This window comes from Paenibacillus sp. M-152, from assembly GCF_003856555.1.
Taxonomy (GTDB): Bacteria; Bacillota; Bacilli; order Paenibacillales; family Paenibacillaceae; genus Paenibacillus; species Paenibacillus polymyxa_C.
Genome location: NZ_CP034141.1, coordinates 1,488,675 through 1,507,282, shown reverse-complemented (window position 1 = coordinate 1,507,282; position 18,608 = coordinate 1,488,675). Strand labels below are relative to the sequence as shown.

Here is an 18,608-nt window from a genome sequence, read left to right as displayed (position 1 = left end):
CAGATCCATTTGCTTTATACTCACCTCAAGCCAAATCATGAAGGTGCTTTTGCATCTCTGATTTGGCTTTTTATGTATGCATATTCATACCGTGATTAGCCCTTAAGAACTATTTTTTAAAAAATGTACCTAAAACATGCCTTGATTCATCATTTTTTAAGATTACATCTATAAAATTAGTCGATTTCTGTCGAATAAAACAATGTAGTGACCATCAGACACAGAGGAGAAAAAACATGACTAAAGAAAAACAAACAGTTCCGTGGTGGAACAGGTTTCTCAAGCAGTTTTATTTAATGAGGACAAAATTAATCATTTCTTTTTTGGCTGTGTTATTGATTCCGAGCTTACTTATTGGATACTTTTCTTATCAGGGGGCTACGACACAGCTCAGTCAGCAAATGGCTAATTCCGTATACACGAATCTGTATCTGATCCAAAGCAATGTCAATCAGTATGTATCCCCGATCATGAAGGACGTGGACGTCCTTACCAGTGAAATCCAAGCTGATTCAATTGGTTCCGATCAAGAAGCCCTTCAGAAAAAATTGGATGACATCGTCAAAGCTCATCCTGAGTTAGATGCCGCGCTCCTTGGCAATGCGAAAGGAGAATATATCCGTTCTCCGCTAAAAAAGGAGGCTGATTATGATCCTAGGGAGAGAAAATGGTACAAAAATGCGATGCTACATAAGGGTAACATATTTGTCGGTGTTCCAGTTGCCAGCGTTACGACAGGGAACCTAGTAGTTAATGTATCGGCAACGCTGAAGAACGGTGAAGGGGCTGTTGCATTGGCTTTGAATCTGGACAAGATGGGGGACAGTCTGCAGTCTGTTAAGATAGGCGAACGCGGAGGACTCATCATTGTTGATTCTGATCATAAGGTTGTATCTGGAGCTGGAACAGCCTTTGACAAGACTGGCAAAAAACCGGCTGACACTATGGAGGGACTTCCCAAAGTGGCGGCAACCGGAGAAAATGATACTCCTTCCGTGTCGCAAATTAAATTTATGAATCGGGATGTGCTGGCCTTTACACTTAAGGACCCTCTCACTGGATGGAATATTGTTGCATTATCGGATCTGGAGGATTACAGTGATGCAGCCCAACCGATTCTGAGGCAAAGCCTGATTGTAATTGTTATTTCCATACTGGCCGCTGCGATCATCATAGTGCTAATGATCCGCTCATTCCTGATCCCTCTCAAGAAGCTGCAAGCAGGAACACGGATCGTCCGTGATGGAAATCTGACCGAACGTGTTAATATATCTAGAAAGGACGAGTTCGGCGAGCTGGCACAGAATTTTGACCAGATGACGCATTCCTTGCATACGATGGTCTCCGAGGTCAACCAAACGTCCTCACGGCTTGCTTCCTCTTCTCTGGTAATCAAGGAAAGCACAGAACAAACGACGGAGTCCGTACAACACGTAGCGGAAACGGTTATGGAATCCGCAGAAAATGCAGCAACCAGCGCCGAGGCATCCGAGCAAACTGCCAATGCCGTTGAAGAAATGGCGAAGGGTGTCAGCACGATTGCCGAATCGGCAAGCTCCATCGTGGATTCAGCAGGACAAACCGAGCAGGACGTAGCTCAAGGCAGTCAAATGATTAGCCATGTGCGGACACAGATGGACCGCATTCTGGAAGCTGTAAGCCAAACGGCTAGTCTGATGGATGAGCTATCCCAACTCTCGGACGATGCGAAGCAAATGAATGCGGCTATAGCTGCCATTGCCAAGCAAACTAATTTGTTGTCCCTGAACGCATCTATTGAAGCCTCCAGAGCAGGCGAAGCTGGGCGTGGATTTGCCGTAGTCGCTATAGAGGTACGCAAACTGTCTGAACAGTCCAAGGAAAGCGCTGATTCCATCAGTCAGATCATTACGCAGATGCTCGATTTGATTCAACGCTCTACCGCCACGATGAATGGCAATGTTCGTAATCAGGTGGGTGAAGGATTACGAATTAGCCAAGATGCAGAAGGTGCATTTACAAATATTGAGCGCTCTACTTCTCATATCGTGGAACAAATTCAAAGTGTGTCCGCTGCTGCTGAACAAATCTCAGCAAGTACAGAGGAGGTTTCCGCCACTGTTACCCATTTGGCAAGCCTATCCCGCAATTCGGCGGACAGTTCGCAGACAACCTCCGCTGCCGCTCAAGAGCAGATGGCAGCCATGGAGGAAATCGCATCTTCCTCACAAGAGTTGTCCAACATGGCACAGGATCTGCAAGAGCTGGTTAAGCGATTTAAGATTTAACCTACACATTGCATCGTTGCAGTTTCATGCTAGTAAGATGGGCAGCAGTACATCTAATTACTAGAGGATTTTACAAAATCCTGACTAACAAAGCCTTCGTCCGCATACAAAATACGGGCGAAGGCTTTTTCGTTGAATCCTTGAAACAATGTCTCATATTTACCTATATGCTCATCTGCCCCGCTAGTTGGCGGCGTCTATCCCCTTCTGGATCATGTTCCACCATAATATTCTGATGAAAAATGGCTGTAGCTCGCTGTTGCTTGTCGTACATCGGCCATGCCGTCTCAGGCAGCATAGGCTTCCCTTCACGTGCAAAAGCAATCCATGCTTGCTGCATATCATGAGCAAGCTTCTGCATCGAAGGCTGAATCTCTAATCCCAGCTTGCCCAGCAGCTTCAGATTATCGAAAACAAAAGCAATTTCTGCACCGTGCACCGCTTGTTCAAAGGTAGGATGTCCCGGCAGGGTCCAATCAAAACGATACATCCATACCGATGCATACGCCGACTGTGCAGCGGCAAGAGCCAACGCGGGACGCCAAAAAATGAGATCGGTCAACATTTGCGCCTGTCCCTCAATGGTAACTGGAAAAGGCTCTATCAGGTCGCCAATGTCGGACATGCCTGTCATCATTTCCAATGCCTGACGTGCTTTTGGCTTATTCATTAGATGGGATTCTTTGCGAATGAAATAGTTCCCCTCATGCAAGTTCGTTCCAATCATAACAGATACCTGTTTGGCTGAGCCTTGGGCGATTGCAGACAGGGGTACATCCGGCAAGGTAACCCCGTCTACAACGGGTTGATAAATCATCGCCATCCCTGGTCCGATGACTTCATGTGTTTTTGCCATAGCGAGCATCAACGCATCTGTCGGCAACGTAAACAATCGCTCAGGATGCTGAGTGTCTACACCCAGTTGCTGTAAATACACATCCGCCACTTGCTCGGCCTGTGCAGTTGGCAACACCTGCGATGCCCCGCTCTGCAAAATTGCACGCTGGAACAGCCCCTCAGCGGCTGGCATCGCCAATAAAGCGGCAATACTCATCGCGCCTGCCGATTCACCGAACACCGTTACTTCATCCGGGTTGCCGCCAAAGGCAGAAATATGATCCCTAACCCATTTCAGCGCAGCGATTTGATCCAACAGTCCGGCATTTGAGGTCAGCCCATTTCCCTTTGGAGTCAAATGCAAAAATCCCAACGGCCCTAACCGATAATTGATCGTAACTACAACAACATCGCCATTCTTCGCCATGCGTTCCCCGTCATATAAAGGTATAATCCCAGATCCAGTGACAAAGGCACCACCATGAATCCACACCATCACCGGACGTCCCTTCTCAGGAGCCTTCGAAGCTGGTGTCCAAATGTTCAGGTACAAGCAATCCTCGGACTGCTCTGGCGGTTCCACCAGATTTCCAGTCATACTTTCAGCGGAGGGCATGGGTTGCGGACAGATGGGTCCGAAACTCGTCGCAGTCCGTACACCCTCCCACGGCTCCAAAGGCTGTGGCCCATGAAAACGTAGTTTTCCAACAGGAGGCTGTGCATATGGAACACCTTTCCACACATGATATCCATTCTCTGTTTCTCCACGTAATTGACCTAGACGAGTATGTACTGTATTACTTTCCATAATGAACCCTCCTTTATCTCGTATGTTCAACATAACGGTATAATATCAATCTTTACATATCTCTATTATACCCTTTGTGCAGGACCAAACCAAAAAATACCGGAAGCGCTTTTGCGCTCCGGCATTTTGTAAACAGGATGGGCGGATCGTGATTAGTCCCGAACCTCTTCTTTCGGAATCAGCTTGTAAATTTCTTCGCTTTCCATTGAATCAATCAATCGGTCTAGCCACTTGTAATAAGCCACAGCCTGCTTCATTTTCATACGGTCTTGCTGAAGAATCGCCTTAAATTCCTCGTATTCTTCACCCTGCGCCATCAATTTGTCCAGTTCATCGATGGCTTTGCGCAGGACGAGTAAATTTGTTTCTACTGCTTTTCTCCACTTAATAGCGAAGAAGTCAGTAAATGTTTGATACCAATCATACTCGACTTCATACAAGTCCTTGCGTGAGCCCTTGCTCCATACCTTGTTCACCATTTTCAGATCCAACAACGTTCGAACTCCTGTACTCATGCTCGTTTTGCTCATTTCCATTTCACGGCCCATCTCATCCAGTGTCATCGGTTTATCCGCAAAAAAAAGCAAACCGTACAAATGCCCCGCGGACAGAGTGATTCCATATAGGTCCATGTTTTTACCTATAGCTTCTATGACACGTTTGCGAATTTTTTGCAGCGACGCCTGCTGCTCATCACCTAACTGGTACAAGCTCATGCTTGCAACCTCCTAATTTTAGAGCATTTTGCACAACCTAGTATGAACGACTTACCCGTAAAGGATTAGCTTTGACGCAATATATGAAATCTTTCAAATACTGAATGAAATGTTTCAAAAGCAAAGCTTCTGTCTATATTACAACAGCATGATCGTTCAAAATCATAATTCGCAAAATTGCTAATGATAGTAAACTTTTAAAATTATGGATATACATAAATCTTTTTCTTATGGTCATATTTCATTGTCTATTTTAAAAAAAGCACTATCGGTTGTAAAGTTCCGAATGTTTGAGCATTCTAAAGAACGAAGGAGCATATCGAAGAAAAGTTTGTACAGTTTTTTCTGTACGTACTTTACGAACAGTTTTTTTGTTTGAAATGTAAGCAATGCTTCTGTTACAATTAATTTTGTCATTAACCGTTCAGGATGTACAGAATTATGATTTTTATACTCAATCCATCATGCAACATGGGGTTAATACCAAGCAAAGTATAGAAAGAAGAGGTGTATGTATGACGATTTTGGAAGTCAAAAATGTCAGCAAACTCTTTGGTCCTCACGCAGAGCAAGGTGTTCCGCTCCTGGAGCAAGGCTGGGGCAAAGAAAAGCTGGCCAAAGAAAAACAGATTACTGTTGGTGTTAATAAGGCCAACATGGAAATTAAGCAAGGTGAAATTTTCGTAATTATGGGGTTATCAGGTAGCGGCAAGTCCACTTTGGTGCGAATGCTAAATCGCTTGATTGAGCCTACCTCCGGTGAAATTCTGGTCCACGGCAAAGATCTCCGTAAGATGAACAAAGAACAACTCCGCGAAGTTCGTCGTAAAACCATCAGTATGGTTTTTCAAAAGTTCGCCCTGTTCCCACATCGGACTGTATTGGAAAATGTAGAATACGGTCTTGAAATTCAAAAGGTAGATAAAGCACAACGCCAGGAAAAGGCACAACAAGCGCTGGAACTGGTTGGTCTTAAAAACTGGGGCGATAAGATGCCCGATGAGTTAAGTGGCGGTATGCAGCAGCGTGTCGGTCTGGCACGGGCACTCGCGAATGACCCTGAAGTTCTCCTGATGGATGAAGCATTCAGCGCATTGGATCCTCTCATTCGCCGTGACATGCAAGATGAGCTGCTGGAGCTTCAAGATAAAATGAAGAAAACAATTGTCTTTATCACCCATGATCTGGATGAAGCGCTGCGGATTGGTGACCGGATTGCATTGATGCGGGACGGAGTGGTCGTACAAATTGGTACACCGGAAGAAATTATGATCCAACCAGCTAACTCTTATGTAGCTCGCTTCGTCGAGGATGTGGATCTGTCCAAAGTATTGACGGCTGCTCATGTCATGCTTCGTCCAGAAACCATCACTATGGACCGCGGTCCGCGTGTAGCTCTGGAATTGATGCGGGAGCGTGGGATTTCCAATCTATTCGTCATTGATCGCACCAAAAAGCTACTGGGTGTTATTAATGCCGAGGATGCTGTTCATGCTCTGCGCAACAATCTGAAGATTGAAGATATTTTAATCACTGACGGACCGCAGGTGACTGCTGAAACTGTCATTAATGATTTGTTTGAAATTACAAGCTCGTCCAAGGTGCCACTGGCTGTCGTCGATGACAAGCAGAAGTTGCTGGGCGTTATCGTCCGTGGAGCTTTACTGGGTGCACTAAGTGGAGATGTACCTACTACAAAGGAGGTGAATGCCCATGATACCGAAACTGCCAATCGCTGAGTGGATTCAATCCATTGTAGACTGGATGGGTATTCATCTGGCTGGATTGTTTAATGTTATTTCTTCGGTTATTGAAGCCGTAGTAGGCTTTTTCTCTGGCTTGTTTATGCTTCCGCACCCTCTGGTGTTCATCGTGATCATCGGAATTATTGCCTTTATGATTGGCCGGGTGCAGCTTACACTGTTTACTGTCATCGGCTTCCTGCTGATTGATAATCTCGGCTATTGGAGTGAAACGATGAATACGCTCGGACTAGTCATCACGTCTGCGCTTGTATCCATTGTTATCGGGATTCCGATCGGAATCTGGTGTGCATACAGTAAATCAGCATCACGTATTATCACGCCTTTACTTGATTTTATGCAGACGATGCCTGCGTTCGTGTACTTACTCCCGGCGGTTACCTTTTTCAGCTTGGGTGTTGTACCAGGTGTTATCGCATCAGTTATCTTTGCGATCCCCCCAACCATTCGCATGACCAACTTGGGGATTATGCAAGTATCGGATGAGCTGGTTGAAGCCTCTGATGCATTTGGTTCAACATCGGCGCAAAAGCTGTTTAAAGTACAGCTGCCACTGGCATTGCCTACCTTAATGGCTGGTATTAATCAGACGATTATGCTGTCACTGTCCATGGTTGTTATTGCTTCCATGATCGGTGCGGAAGGTATCGGTGCAGTGGTGTATCGTGCTGTGACCCAGCTGCAAATTGGTAAAGGTTTTGAAGCCGGCTTGGCTGTGGTCGTTCTGGCTATTGTGCTTGACCGCTTTACACAAAACCTGTTTAAACCGACGAAAAAAAGCAAAAGTCGTGTATCCAGCAAGCAAAAGGTATGGATCACCTCAGCAGTTACAGCAGTTATTCTGATCGCTGGCGCATCTCAATATTTTGTTGGAACTGATCATTCCGCTGCTGGTAAAGGTAGTGCTGCTGCCAATCCGATTGGTGCAGAGGTTGATTATAGAATTATCGGTATTGATGCCGGGGCAGGCATTATGAAGTCGACGGCTAAAGCAATTCAAGACTACAATTTGTCTGATTGGAAGCTAGTCGAGGGTTCTGGTGCGGCCATGACAGCCACACTGGACAAAGCCATCAAAGCGAAAAAACCGATCATTATTACCGGTTGGACTCCTCACTGGATGTTCAACAAGTATGATCTCAAATATTTGGAAGACCCTAAAAAGTCTTATGGTGAAGCTGAGGGTATTCATACGATTGCCCGTAAAGGTTTGCAGCAGGATGCTCCTACTGCTTATGAGTTTCTAAAACGTTTCAAATGGACAGCGGAAGATATGGGTGAAATGATGGTTGCTATCCAAGGCGGAACCAGTCCAGAGCAAGCTGCCAAGGATTGGGCAGAGAAACATGCCGACAAGGTTCAGGAATGGACTCAAGGACTGCAAACTGTCAATGGCGATACCTTTAAGCTAAGCTATGTAGCTTGGGATTCGGAAATTGCGAGTACGAATTTGCTGAAATATATAATGGAAAACAAATTGGGTTATAAAGTAACCGCACTGCAAGTTGAAGCAGGTCCTATGTGGACGGGTGTCGCTAGTGGTGATGTAGATGCTTCACCGGCTGCATGGCTGCCGTTAACGCATGCGGATTACTGGACTAAATACAAAGATAAGCTCGACGACCTAGGTGCGAATATGACTGGTGTTAAAACCGGGTTGGTCGTTCCAGCTTACATGAATGTTAAATCAATTACTGAATTGCAGGGGAACGGAGCCGAAGCGGCTCCGGCTTCCGCCGCTACTGGGGACTTTGGCAAGGAGGTCGGCTACCGTATTGTCGGTACCGACCCTGGCGCCGGACTGATGAAGCTGACTGCTAAAGCTATCAGTGACTATGGATTGTCTGACTGGAAACTGCTTGAAAGCTCTGGAGCTGCTATGACCGCTACATTGGATAAAGCTATCAAAGCCAAGCAGCCTATCGTTGTAACTGGTTGGACTCCTCACTGGATGTTTAACAAGTATGATTTGAAATACTTAAAAGACCCTAAAAAAGCATACGGTGATAAAGAAGAAATTCATACCATTGCCCGCAAAGGGTTGAAACAGGATGCTCCTGTGGCTTATGAATTTCTAAGCCGTTTCAAGTGGACTGCTGATGATATGGGTGAAGTGATGATCGCAATTCAAGATGGTACTCCCCCACAGCAGGCTGCCAAGAACTGGGCTGATAAGTATCCTGATAAGGTACAGGAATGGATCAAGGGCTTGCAGCCCGTCAACGGCGATCCCCTGAAGCTGAGCTACGCTGCTTGGGATTCTGAAATTGCCAGTACGAACGTATTGAAATATGTATTAGAACAAAAATTGGGCTATAAAGTAACAGCGCTGCAAGTGGAAATCGGTCCTATGTGGACAGGCGTGGCTGGCGGAAGTGTAGATGCTACCGCAGCCGCCTGGCTTCCATTGACGCATGCTGATTATTGGGCTCAATATAAGGATAAAGTAGATGACATCGGAACCAGCATGACTGGCGTTATGTCCGGACTTGTCGTTCCATCCTATGTACCGATTGATTCTATTGAGGATCTTAAAACGCAATAATACTTCTTCCACTTTTAAATTATACTAATAAATAAAAGGCAGATCAGGGTTACTCCTGATCTGCCTTTTTGATTAAAATTGCTCTCAGCCTTTAAGTGTAAATTCTTCTTGTACGGGCATATCGGCATGCTGTGCTGTCGTCTGATGCTGCCTAAAGAATAACGGATAGATCACGAAGGCCACCAGCAGACTCACACAACCAATGACGCCCAGAGCAATCAAATCCTTAAAGATGTAGGTGATATCCAGTCCCTTGAGAGTAATGTTCCGTACAGCGTCCAAATAATACGTTAATGGCAATATTTCAGCAAGCCCTCGCAAGAAGCCGGGCATTGCTTCCAATGGCCACGTATAGCCTGACAGCATAAAGGAAGGAACAGCAATGAGCATCAGGGTTTGTGTCGCGTCTACTCTGGTCTTGGAAAAGAGACTGAACAGGAAACCTAACCCACACAAAGCAAAGTTAAAGACCAACGATACCAAAATCAATGGCAGTACCTGTCCCCTAAACGGAATATCGAAGCATAGAGCGCTAATACTGAATACAGTCAGCACATTGAAAGCTCCCGCCGCATAATAGGGTGCCAGCTTGGCAATAGTCAAGCGCCACGGGGTATTTTTCCAAGCGCCAAACCTTCCCCAAGTTCCTGCTTCCTTATCCCGCGTGCAAGACAACGCAATACCTAGCAGCAAACACTGCTGGAGAGCCGCAGAAATAACCCCCAACGGCATGAAAAGCTTATAATCATATATCGGGTTAAATAGCACTCTGGATCGGAACGGGATGGTAGTCAGCGTCGAGGCGGCCTGATCAGCATTCATTCCCTTTTGCTTCATGGAATTGAGCGATACTCCGGCGCTCACGCTACTAATGACCTGATTGGCAATCCGACTGGCACTATTGGAATACATCATATTACTGCCGTCAATCAGCGTAAGCACAGGTGGATTTTCCCCATGCTTAAGCCGAGTGGTAAAGTTATCTGGAATGACAATTCCGACCTTAGCTTCCCCAGTCTCCACCTGGCGGACTACATCATCCTGATTGGTCACTTGCCGTGTAACGGCAAATGAATCAGTCGCATCGAACGCCTGAATAATCTGGCGACTAAGCTGTGAATTATCTCCGTCATATACTGTGACAGGCATCTCGGTAATCCGCTGATGCGAATACAGGAAGCCGAACAGTATCGTATACACAATTGGCGTAATCAACAGAATAGCCATAAAACGGCGGTCCCGGAAGATACTCAGCCATTCCTCGCGAAACACATCGCGGATACGAAGTCTTTCCTGTGAATCCTGCATATTATTGCGCCCCTTTGCCTGTAAACAGAACCGTGGAGCCTGTTGGAACCGAAGCCGCAAGATCCGGTAATGCTACCTTCACACCAAAGGAACGGACATCCTTATCACCAGAACTTTGGCTCGGTTTTTGAATAGCAAAGTCTGCAGCCGATTCTAACAGAATGACTTTACCCTTCAGCTCCTTGCCACCTGACAGTAATTTAATTTGAACTGTATCCCCTGCTTGAAGACCGTTCAGAGACGTTTCCGGTACATAGAATTTAGCCCAACGCTGTGTGGATGTTTCAATGGTATACACCGGGAATCCTGCGCTAGCCATCTCACCCAAGCTAAGCGACTTGGATTTTATGATCCCATCCTCAGACGCGCGCAGCGTAGTATAGCTCAAATAGGTCTGAGCCTCCTGAAGTGCAGCTTCCGCTTGGGCTACCTGTGCATTGGCACCTTCAACCGCAGATTGTGCCTGCTCTACCGTCGATTGCGCCGCCTTCACAGCGGATTGCGCTTGCTCTACTGAAGCCTGAGCAGCTTTGACATCTTCCTGTTGCACAGCAACTTTGCCTGCTCCTGCCTGTGCTTCCTTCACTGCAGCCAAGGCTTGACGGTATTGAGCTTCAGCTGCCGTAATTTCCTCCTTACGGCTTCCCTCCCGTGCCATATCCAATTTTTGCGACTCTGCATTATACTTGGCCACTGCCTGTTGATGTTCCAATGTCGCTTGATCCAACGAGGCCTGAGTTGCTGCACCGGCTTCTTGAAGCTTTTTGGCACGCTCCAGATTTTTAACGGTCAGATCCAGCGTTTCCTTAGCTACCTTCACAGATGCTTGCAATTGCTCAAGCTCCTGTGGTCTTGCCCCGCTCTTGAGGGCATCCAGTTTTGCTTTGGCGGCGTTAGAAGCTGCTTTGGCCTGTTCAATCTGGCTGGAGGAAGCCTCAGCGGTCACACTGACCGCTGTCGTGCCTTGGCTCTTCTTGGCCTGAGCGGCGCTCACGGTAGCCTGCGCCTGACCTACTCCTGCTTGAGCCTGCAATACGCTGGCTTTCGCTTTGGACACATTGCTCTTGGCTGCCAGCAATGCAGCCTGTGCTTGCTTCACCTTATCTTCCAGCTCACGGCTTTCCAAATGGGCTAGCACTTGCCCTTTTTTTACCTTGTCGCCCTCATTCACCAGCATCTGATCAATACGTCCTGCCATCTTAAAGCTGGCATTGAGCGTATCTGATTCTACATAAGCCGTAGGGATAGAAGAAGACTCATCTGCGGACAAGCTACTGCTCCCTCGTGGTAAGGCAGTCAAAGCATAGATTCCTACAGCGATTAAAATAATGAGTACGATATAAATCGCATATTTTTTAGCTTTCATGTTCTCATCACTCCACTTATCTATTTATTTAATGTTGCATACCCAGCGCGTTACATACAAATACTTCGATACTTTCGCGAACTTCCTGCGGATTCATCGTTTCGCCCCATACCATCGACCGCATCGGAGTAAAAATGTAAATGCCAAATAAACAATTTGCAGTCGTTTTTGCATCCAACTTACTCGAAATTTTCCCATAGAACTTGCCGGAATCAATCTCTGCCTCCATAAAATCAAAATAGTCTGCCAGCACCTGCCTAATATTAAAATGCTGTTCCTGCGAGACCCATCCCTTACTGACTAATAGACGGCAAAAATCCGGCTCTCTCCCAATGAACTCAATATGTACTTGGATCAGCTTGTGAACCCTCACTTCTACCTGATCCATAGGAATCTGAGCCATCGCTTCATGGATATCCTGGACAAAACGCTCCATCCCCATCTTCAAAATGTAAATGTACAATTCTTGCTTGTTTTTAAAATTGTAGTACAGGGTTCCTTTGGCTATGCCACATACCTTGGCAATTTCCTCCATATTTGTTTCATTAAAACCTCGTTCGGAAAAAGCCTTGAGTGCACCGTTAAAAATAATTTCCTTCGTTTGCTGTTTCATGCTTCCTCCTTTTTTGAACTGACCGTCCAGTACAAAAATTATGTATTTATTATAAGCCCATTTTCAGTTATCCAGCAATAGGAAATGTGTAAAAATGACTATTTTAGACACTTCGTCTAAACGACCATTCTAAAATGGAAATGCAAAAACGGATCGAATAAGTGAGGGGGTCACTCATTCGATCCGTTATTTCATAAAATCGGCTAATAAGGGGGCACATCCTATGGATTATCAGCCGATTTTAAGGGAGGGCCGACTATTTCTTCACCGTTTGATTGTATTGCGCAATTTTGCCTGTAATTTCTTGTGCAGCTTGGTCCAGCGCCTGTTTTGGTTGCTGCTGGCCACTCAGAACAGCTTCGATCGCACCTTCGACGATTTGACGCGCTTCTGGGAATACGCCCATTACTGCGCCTTGTGTAGCAGTGGATTGTGCCGATGCGTGCAATTGGTCAACGGCTGTCTGGAATTGCGGATATTTTACCATGTTATCTTTGAGTACCTTCTCGTCATAAGCTGCTTTCGTGATCGGGAAGTACCCGGTATTCACACTCCATTGTGCCTGTACTGCTGGAGAAGCGACGAATTTAATGAACTCCCATGCTGCCTTTTGCTGGGCTTCGGGCTTGTTGTTCATGATGTATAAGCTCGCGCCACCTACAACCACGCCGCCTTCTTTTGCTTCATTGGCTCTTGGCAGGAATCCTGTGCCTACTTCGAATTTATCGCCAACCTGCTCCACAATATTACGCAGCGAAGCGGTAGAATCCAGCGTCATTGCAATTTGTCCTGCGGAAAAAGCTTTCGCCGTATCGTCCGAGTTACGTCCTAAATTGGATACGACCTTTTCATCAATCATTTTCTTCCACCATGTCAGTGTTTTTACACCGGCATCCGAATTCAGCAAGGATTCTGTAGCTGCTTGCTCGCGTCCATTGCCATTATTCACATAGTCCGCGTTCTGATTGGCAAACAGTTGCTCCATAAACCAGCCGTAGATAGCAATGGATGCACCGGATTTACCATCCTTACTCAAGGCTTTGGCAGCTTTCTCGAATTCATCATACGTTTTCGGAGGATTAGCTGGGTCAAGTCCTGCGGCTTTGAAAGCATCCTTGTTGTAATATAAAATCGGGTTTGACGTATTGAACGGCATCGCGTTCAATTTACCATCAATCGTGTAGTATCGTGTAATATTCGGTTCAAGCTGCGACAAATCGAACTTATCTGCATCAATAAATTGTTGTACAGGCGTGATCATTTTAGAGTCGATCATGAATTTACTGCCGATTTCGTATACTTGAATGATGTCCGGTCCGCTATTAGAACCCAGCGACGCTTTCAGCTTGTTCAAGCTGTCATCATATTTACCTTGATATACTGGCTCTACCTGAATGTCCTTATGACTAGCGTTAAAGTCAGCAGCGATCTGCTTGATCGCTTTTTCACCGTTGCCGGACATTGAATGCCACCAAGTCAGTTTTATAGGTGAAGCCGCTGCAGTCCCATCATTACCATTACTCGGCTTCTCCGCCGCTGTATTGTTGCTACAACCTGCTGCAACTACCATAGCAGTCAGAATAAGCAGGGTCAAAGCACTTTTCAAACGAAAAAATCTCATAATCTCTCTTCTCTCCCTTTGATTAAATGATTCTTGAATGAAATGTTCGTACTCTTGTGCTTAAAGCTTTGTATATAGGCTGCTTGCGCAGGTGTTGCTGTCTTTTGCATCTATGATTAGCCTTTAAGCGCACCCGCTGCCATTCCACGTACCAGCTGTTTGAGTCCAAAGATCAGCAGGAGCAGAGACGGTAAAATGACAAGTGCCGTACCCGCAAACACCAGATTCCATGAAGTCGATTCCTGAAACTCCAGCATGGATATGCCGATCTGTACGGTACGCATATTCTCGCTATTTGTGACCAGCAAAGGCCAAAGATAGGAATTGTACATGTTCAGGAACGAATACACAGCCAGTGTTCCGAGTGCAGGGCGCGATAACGGAAGCACATGGAACAGGAAATATCGGATATGTCCGCACCCATCCATACGAGCAGCCTCGAACAGTTCCTTGGGAAGCTGGAGGAAAAATTGTCTTAACAGGAATGTTCCAAATGCCGTCGCCAGAAATGGAACCGTCAATCCTTGATATGTATCAAGCCAGTTCCAGCTTCGCACCGTCAGATAGTTAGGAATAATGGTAACTTCCCAAGGGATCATCATTGTCGCGACAAACATGCTAAAAATGAAGTTTTTTCCCTTGAATTCCATTTTGGCAAAGGCATAGGCCGCCAAGCTGGCTGTAATCAGTTGTCCGATCATCGTCAGACCCGAAATGAGAAAGGTGTTGCCGATAAAGGCTGCAATCGGAACGATTTCAAACACTTCAGTGAAATTGGCCATATGAAAGGAATGCGGGAAAAAGCTTGGTGGGTAAGCGCTCGCTTCCTCCGGTGACATGACCGCCATAAAAAATGTATAAATCACCGGATACAAAATCAGAGCGGCTGCAATCGTAAGCAGCACATACAGTAATGTTGAATTCAGGTGTTGTTTCATTGGTAATGCACCTTTCTTTCCACCCATTTAAACTGAATCATCGTAAGCACCAAAATGACGGCGAACAAGACAATCGCCTGCGCACTCCCTGTTCCGAACCGGAAATTAACGAAAGCTTCCTGATAAATGGAATATACAAATACATTTGTACTGTTCACCGGACCGCCTTTGGTCAAGATATTAATTTGGGCAAAAGACTGGAAGGCACCAATGATAGAAACTACAGTCACAAAAAAGATCGTCGGTGATAGCAGCGGCATAGAGATACGCCAGAACGTGACCAACGGTCCGGCTCCGTCCATTTTGGCACTTTCGTACATGTCGTCTGGAATCCCTTGAAGTCCGCTCGATAAGATAATGTAATTGAAGCCAAGATTCATCCAGATGGTCATTATGGCTACGGAGAACAGCGCCCAATCCGGGCTGGTCAACCACGGAACTGGATTGATATGTAACAGGGAAAGCACATAGTTGAACATTCCCAGTGTGGGATGGAAAAGAAATTTCCAAATGACCGCAGATGAACCCACCGACAACACCATCGGTAGCGAGAAGGCAAATTGGAAGATACGCATCCCACGTAACTTACTGTGTGTAAGGGCAGCGAGTACCAGCGCCAGTAAAATACCCACAGGTACCGTCAATACCGCAAAAAGCAGCGTGACCTTAATCCCCTGTAGAAACTGACCTGAGCTGAAAAGCATAGCAAAGTTATCGAACCCCACATAATCTGCAACGTTTCCTGCGGGATCTGTAGAATGTAAGCTGAGATAAACGGACTTTATCATCGGATAAAACATAAATACAGCAAACAAAATAAGCGATGGAGCCAAAAAGGTATACGCCAGCGCGTTTTCGCGCAGTCTTTGAATTTTTAGCGAACCCGTGCGTATGCGAGCTTTAGACGATGTCCGTTGCTGGCTCCTCGTCCCCAGTCCCAAAGATTTGTTAAGTTCACCCAAAACGGAACGCCCCTTTCTTTTAAACCAACCTCAGTAAGTGTATCGTTTTGATGTAAAGGGAACATCAAGTGGACTGGAGTAAAATGTTAATGTTTTTACTCTTTGTAAAACCAATCCTAATTGGGTACTCGCACAAGGGCACAGGCTCCTGCATACGATATATCATTATTATGAGTATGGAGGTCAGAGGCGAATGCCGTACAACACCGTCAGTCCGCAAACTTTATATCAAGCTAGACCGGAATTCCAACAAGAACTTAAAAAAGTCCGCGATCAATTGCATTATCAATTGAGCCCCTACATGAATCACACGGTTAGGGTACAAACGATGGATCATCATGTGTATGAAGGAACGATTGTGCACATGGATGCGGATCATTTGTATCTGAGAGTCCCTCAGCAGTATCACTCACCCTCCTCAGGCACCCCAGCCCCTGATCGTTCCTATGCCTACAACAATGTCATTCTGCCGCTGGTGCTATTTAATTTGTTGGTTATAGTCCTGTTGAGCTAGCGCTTAATCCATGCAATCTGTCTAACTAAAAGACAAAAAACCTCCAAATCCGTAAGGAGCCTACCCTTGGCACATTACGAAGTTGGAGGTTTTAGTTATTTGTATCCTTATAATCATTAGTTCTCACAGGAGATGCCTGCTTCCTGCTCTAGTACAGCTACAAAACGCTCTATACGATCTTCATTCGGCAGGTGGCAGAACACCTCATTTACACCCTGATTGATCAACAGGATGCTCCCCTTAGTACCTGACAAATCCTTTTCCAGCTTAGCCTGCGAAATATGGTGATAATTAATGAACTTGACCCAAGGAATACCCATAGTACAGGAATAAAAGATGATTCGTTGGGACGTTACGGCCAGCATTCCACAAAGCGGAATCTTCTCAGAGCTTTGCTGCAAATCATACGTACACCTAATACAGGATCGGATGTGTTCGCCAGCTTCCAATGTCAGACTAATGGCTCGCAACTCTTTTTCATCTGTTCTCATCCCGTCTCATCTCCTGTTCGAAGCTCAGGAACGAGTCGCAGCTCCATGACTTCAAATCAGCTTTTGCGGCTTTTTCCGTCGACCTCTTCCATTTTTCGTCAGATTAAGAACTGGACAATGACCGATCTTCACTGCACATTAAAACCAAGGATGGATATGTATAACTTAACATGGGCACAGGATGTTATCAACAAGCAAGCCAGCCTGTTATAATTCAGCAATCATATCTTGCTATGTACTATCTTTTGCCTCAGACACTATATTAATAGAAGACCATAATCGTATAAAACAGGTATGAAAACTCACCTATTGTTCCTCTGACGCTTCCTATACTAAACTCACTTGTCAAATATAAAAAGGCTTCCTCTAGTTTATTTAACTAGGAGGAAGCCTTTTTATCTATCTTGTAAATGGAATGTTTACGGAAAAACACCAACAAATTATTTAATTAATATGTTTGTAATTGTGAGGTTGCTGAGCTGTTGTTAACATATAAAAATAATTTGTATGTAGAACTAAAGTAACCATTTACTTTAACCCAAGTAAATGACAAGGTTGCACGAGCAGGTCTTGAGTCAGTCTGTTTAGGTTGATCCACAACTAAGTTTTCGCCACTTGAGTACCCTGCCATTATATCAATATAAGGATCATAAGCGTCTGATATATAGCTATAGCCACCTTGAACTAGTGTGTAATCAGCAAAAAATCTTGCTTTAACGTAAGAGGTTTCTTCTCTTACTGTTGCATTTGTAAATGTTCTATAACCACTTCCTCCTGAGGCATAGCCCCCTGATACGTCATTTGGAGTGATAACATGTTCTTCTTTTATTTTCGCATTTGTAAGATCTATTGTTGACTGAATTACGGAACCATCAGGAAATGTAGTTCGTTGTATTTTCAAACCATCTGGTGACTCTACTTCACTTGTAATACCAGTACCTCTTTTTTCTGGATTATCAGAATCAGGAAGTTCACCAGCCTTCATTTTTTCTATTAGACTTTGCTGTACTTCTTTAGAAAGACCCAAGTCATTTAAATGTTCAGATATCTTATCTAGATCCTGACTTGAAAATGAAACAGAAGGGACCTCACTTGCAAAGCTAACAGGTGCAACTGAAAGTAAAAGAGAAGCGGACAATATTGCAGATGCTACAACTTTTTTCATCTTCTTCCTCCTTTAATATGGTATGATGCTACTGAAAATTAACATATTATAGATTTATATGTCAAATAACATTAAAATTGGAGGTATATTCTATGTTCGATGAATTATTTCTTCATGAAATGTCTTTAGTTTTTCTCTTAGGAAGTGAGTTACTTCTCTTCATTTTTGCTCTTATTTTTATTATTTGCACTTTTAAAAATAACAAAGCATTACATCAATTGGATGAGATTTTGGCAGAAACAACACACCTAATAAAATCGAAATAAAGGAGAGGATTCTGATAGGGACCTGGACTATATCTGTAACCATAATCTACTGGTTCTGCTTTATTCATATTTTTATATGTTCATGTGCGTTGATCTACCTCTTTAAAACAAGAAAAACAAATAAATTATTTCAAAGAAAAATAGAGCTGCTCAGTAAGCATTTAGAAATATTAAGAGAAGAGCTTAAAAAAAAATATTAATTTGCAAGACGAGGTACTAATATTAGATGCTATTCAGCTACCTCGAAAAGTTTAACTTAGCTATCTTGAGGGATGTGTAATCTTTTTCAAACAAAATCGCCAACAAGACCTCTCATAAGTTCAATTAACTCATGAGAGGTCTTGATATACTTCAGAGGGAGAGCAGAAGTTTCCTTGTTACATTATGCTACACTCTTGGACTTAGTCTCATTAATTACCGTATTTAAC

Annotated in this window: 15 protein-coding genes; 5 read left to right on the top strand and 10 right to left on the bottom strand. The window is 44.7% G+C overall.

Going from position 1 to position 18,608, the window contains the following annotated elements:
- Positions 1 to 236 precede the first annotated feature (236 nt).
- Positions 237 to 2,267 (top strand): methyl-accepting chemotaxis protein, encoded by a 2,031-nt coding sequence (locus EGM68_RS06685; protein WP_129548881.1) that lies wholly within the window; start codon positions 237 to 239, stop codon positions 2,265 to 2,267.
- Positions 2,268 to 2,430: 163 nt separating this feature from the next.
- Here the strand turns inward: EGM68_RS06685 and EGM68_RS06680 are convergent, their stop codons facing one another.
- Both EGM68_RS06680 and EGM68_RS06675 read right to left on the bottom strand, forming a co-directional pair.
- On the bottom strand, positions 2,431 to 3,912 hold the full coding sequence (locus EGM68_RS06680; protein ID WP_129548880.1) for a carboxylesterase/lipase family protein: 1,482 nt from the start codon (positions 3,910 to 3,912) through the stop codon (positions 2,431 to 2,433).
- A 152-nt stretch (positions 3,913 to 4,064) separates the two neighbouring features.
- Positions 4,065 to 4,628, bottom strand: a complete 564-nt coding sequence (locus tag EGM68_RS06675; RefSeq protein ID WP_013369906.1) for a GbsR/MarR family transcriptional regulator — start codon at positions 4,626 to 4,628, stop codon at positions 4,065 to 4,067.
- A gap of 515 nt (positions 4,629 to 5,143) precedes the next feature.
- Between EGM68_RS06675 and EGM68_RS06670 the strand changes: the two genes are divergently transcribed.
- Positions 5,144 to 6,367, top strand: coding sequence for a quaternary amine ABC transporter ATP-binding protein (locus EGM68_RS06670; RefSeq protein WP_014599546.1), 1,224 nt, complete (start codon positions 5,144 to 5,146; stop codon positions 6,365 to 6,367).
- Positions 6,342 to 8,936, top strand: coding sequence for a glycine betaine ABC transporter substrate-binding protein (locus EGM68_RS06665; protein WP_129548879.1), 2,595 nt, complete (start codon positions 6,342 to 6,344; stop codon positions 8,934 to 8,936). Before EGM68_RS06670 ends, EGM68_RS06665 begins: the two co-directional genes overlap by 26 nt.
- A gap of 84 nt (positions 8,937 to 9,020) precedes the next feature.
- Here the strand turns inward: EGM68_RS06665 and EGM68_RS06660 are convergent, their stop codons facing one another.
- The 6 genes from EGM68_RS06660 to EGM68_RS06635 all read right to left on the bottom strand — a co-directional run bounded on the left by EGM68_RS06660 (position 9,021) and on the right by EGM68_RS06635 (position 15,744).
- Positions 9,021 to 10,244 (bottom strand): ABC transporter permease, encoded by a 1,224-nt coding sequence (locus EGM68_RS06660; RefSeq protein ID WP_129548878.1) that lies wholly within the window; start codon positions 10,242 to 10,244, stop codon positions 9,021 to 9,023.
- A 1-nt stretch (position 10,245) separates the two neighbouring features.
- A complete protein-coding gene (locus EGM68_RS06655; protein ID WP_013369902.1) occupies positions 10,246 to 11,610 on the bottom strand; it encodes an HlyD family secretion protein in 1,365 nt (454 codons plus the stop codon).
- A 28-nt stretch (positions 11,611 to 11,638) separates the two neighbouring features.
- Positions 11,639 to 12,223, bottom strand: coding sequence for a TetR/AcrR family transcriptional regulator (locus EGM68_RS06650; RefSeq protein WP_013369901.1), 585 nt, complete (start codon positions 12,221 to 12,223; stop codon positions 11,639 to 11,641).
- Between the two features lie 256 nt (positions 12,224 to 12,479).
- On the bottom strand, positions 12,480 to 13,844 hold the full coding sequence (locus EGM68_RS06645; RefSeq protein WP_129548877.1) for an ABC transporter substrate-binding protein: 1,365 nt from the start codon (positions 13,842 to 13,844) through the stop codon (positions 12,480 to 12,482).
- 116 nt (positions 13,845 to 13,960) lie between these two features.
- Positions 13,961 to 14,782, bottom strand: coding sequence for a carbohydrate ABC transporter permease (locus tag EGM68_RS06640; RefSeq protein ID WP_013369899.1), 822 nt, complete (start codon positions 14,780 to 14,782; stop codon positions 13,961 to 13,963).
- Positions 14,779 to 15,744 carry a carbohydrate ABC transporter permease gene (locus tag EGM68_RS06635; RefSeq protein WP_040101879.1) on the bottom strand — a complete coding sequence of 322 codons (966 nt, stop codon included), beginning with the start codon at positions 15,742 to 15,744 and terminating at the stop codon, positions 14,779 to 14,781. The genes EGM68_RS06640 and EGM68_RS06635 overlap by 4 nt, the downstream gene beginning before the upstream one ends.
- 193 nt (positions 15,745 to 15,937) lie before the next feature.
- Here EGM68_RS06635 and EGM68_RS06630 point away from each other — a divergent pair, with 193 nt between their 5' ends.
- Positions 15,938 to 16,258 (top strand): hypothetical protein, encoded by a 321-nt coding sequence (locus EGM68_RS06630; RefSeq protein ID WP_129548876.1) that lies wholly within the window; start codon positions 15,938 to 15,940, stop codon positions 16,256 to 16,258.
- Positions 16,259 to 16,374: 116 nt separating this feature from the next.
- On the opposite strand, the gene EGM68_RS06625 is transcribed toward EGM68_RS06630, so the two are convergent.
- A complete protein-coding gene (locus EGM68_RS06625) occupies positions 16,375 to 16,749 on the bottom strand; it encodes a PH domain-containing protein (protein WP_129548875.1) in 375 nt (124 codons plus the stop codon).
- 448 nt (positions 16,750 to 17,197) lie between these two features.
- On the bottom strand, positions 17,198 to 17,914 hold the full coding sequence (locus EGM68_RS06620) for a hypothetical protein (RefSeq protein ID WP_129548874.1): 717 nt from the start codon (positions 17,912 to 17,914) through the stop codon (positions 17,198 to 17,200).
- 92 nt (positions 17,915 to 18,006) lie between these two features.
- On the opposite strand from EGM68_RS06620, the gene EGM68_RS25650 reads away from it, so the two are divergent.
- Positions 18,007 to 18,180 (top strand): hypothetical protein, encoded by a 174-nt coding sequence (locus EGM68_RS25650; RefSeq protein ID WP_013369893.1) that lies wholly within the window; start codon positions 18,007 to 18,009, stop codon positions 18,178 to 18,180.
- The last annotated feature ends 428 nt before the right edge of the window (positions 18,181 to 18,608 follow it).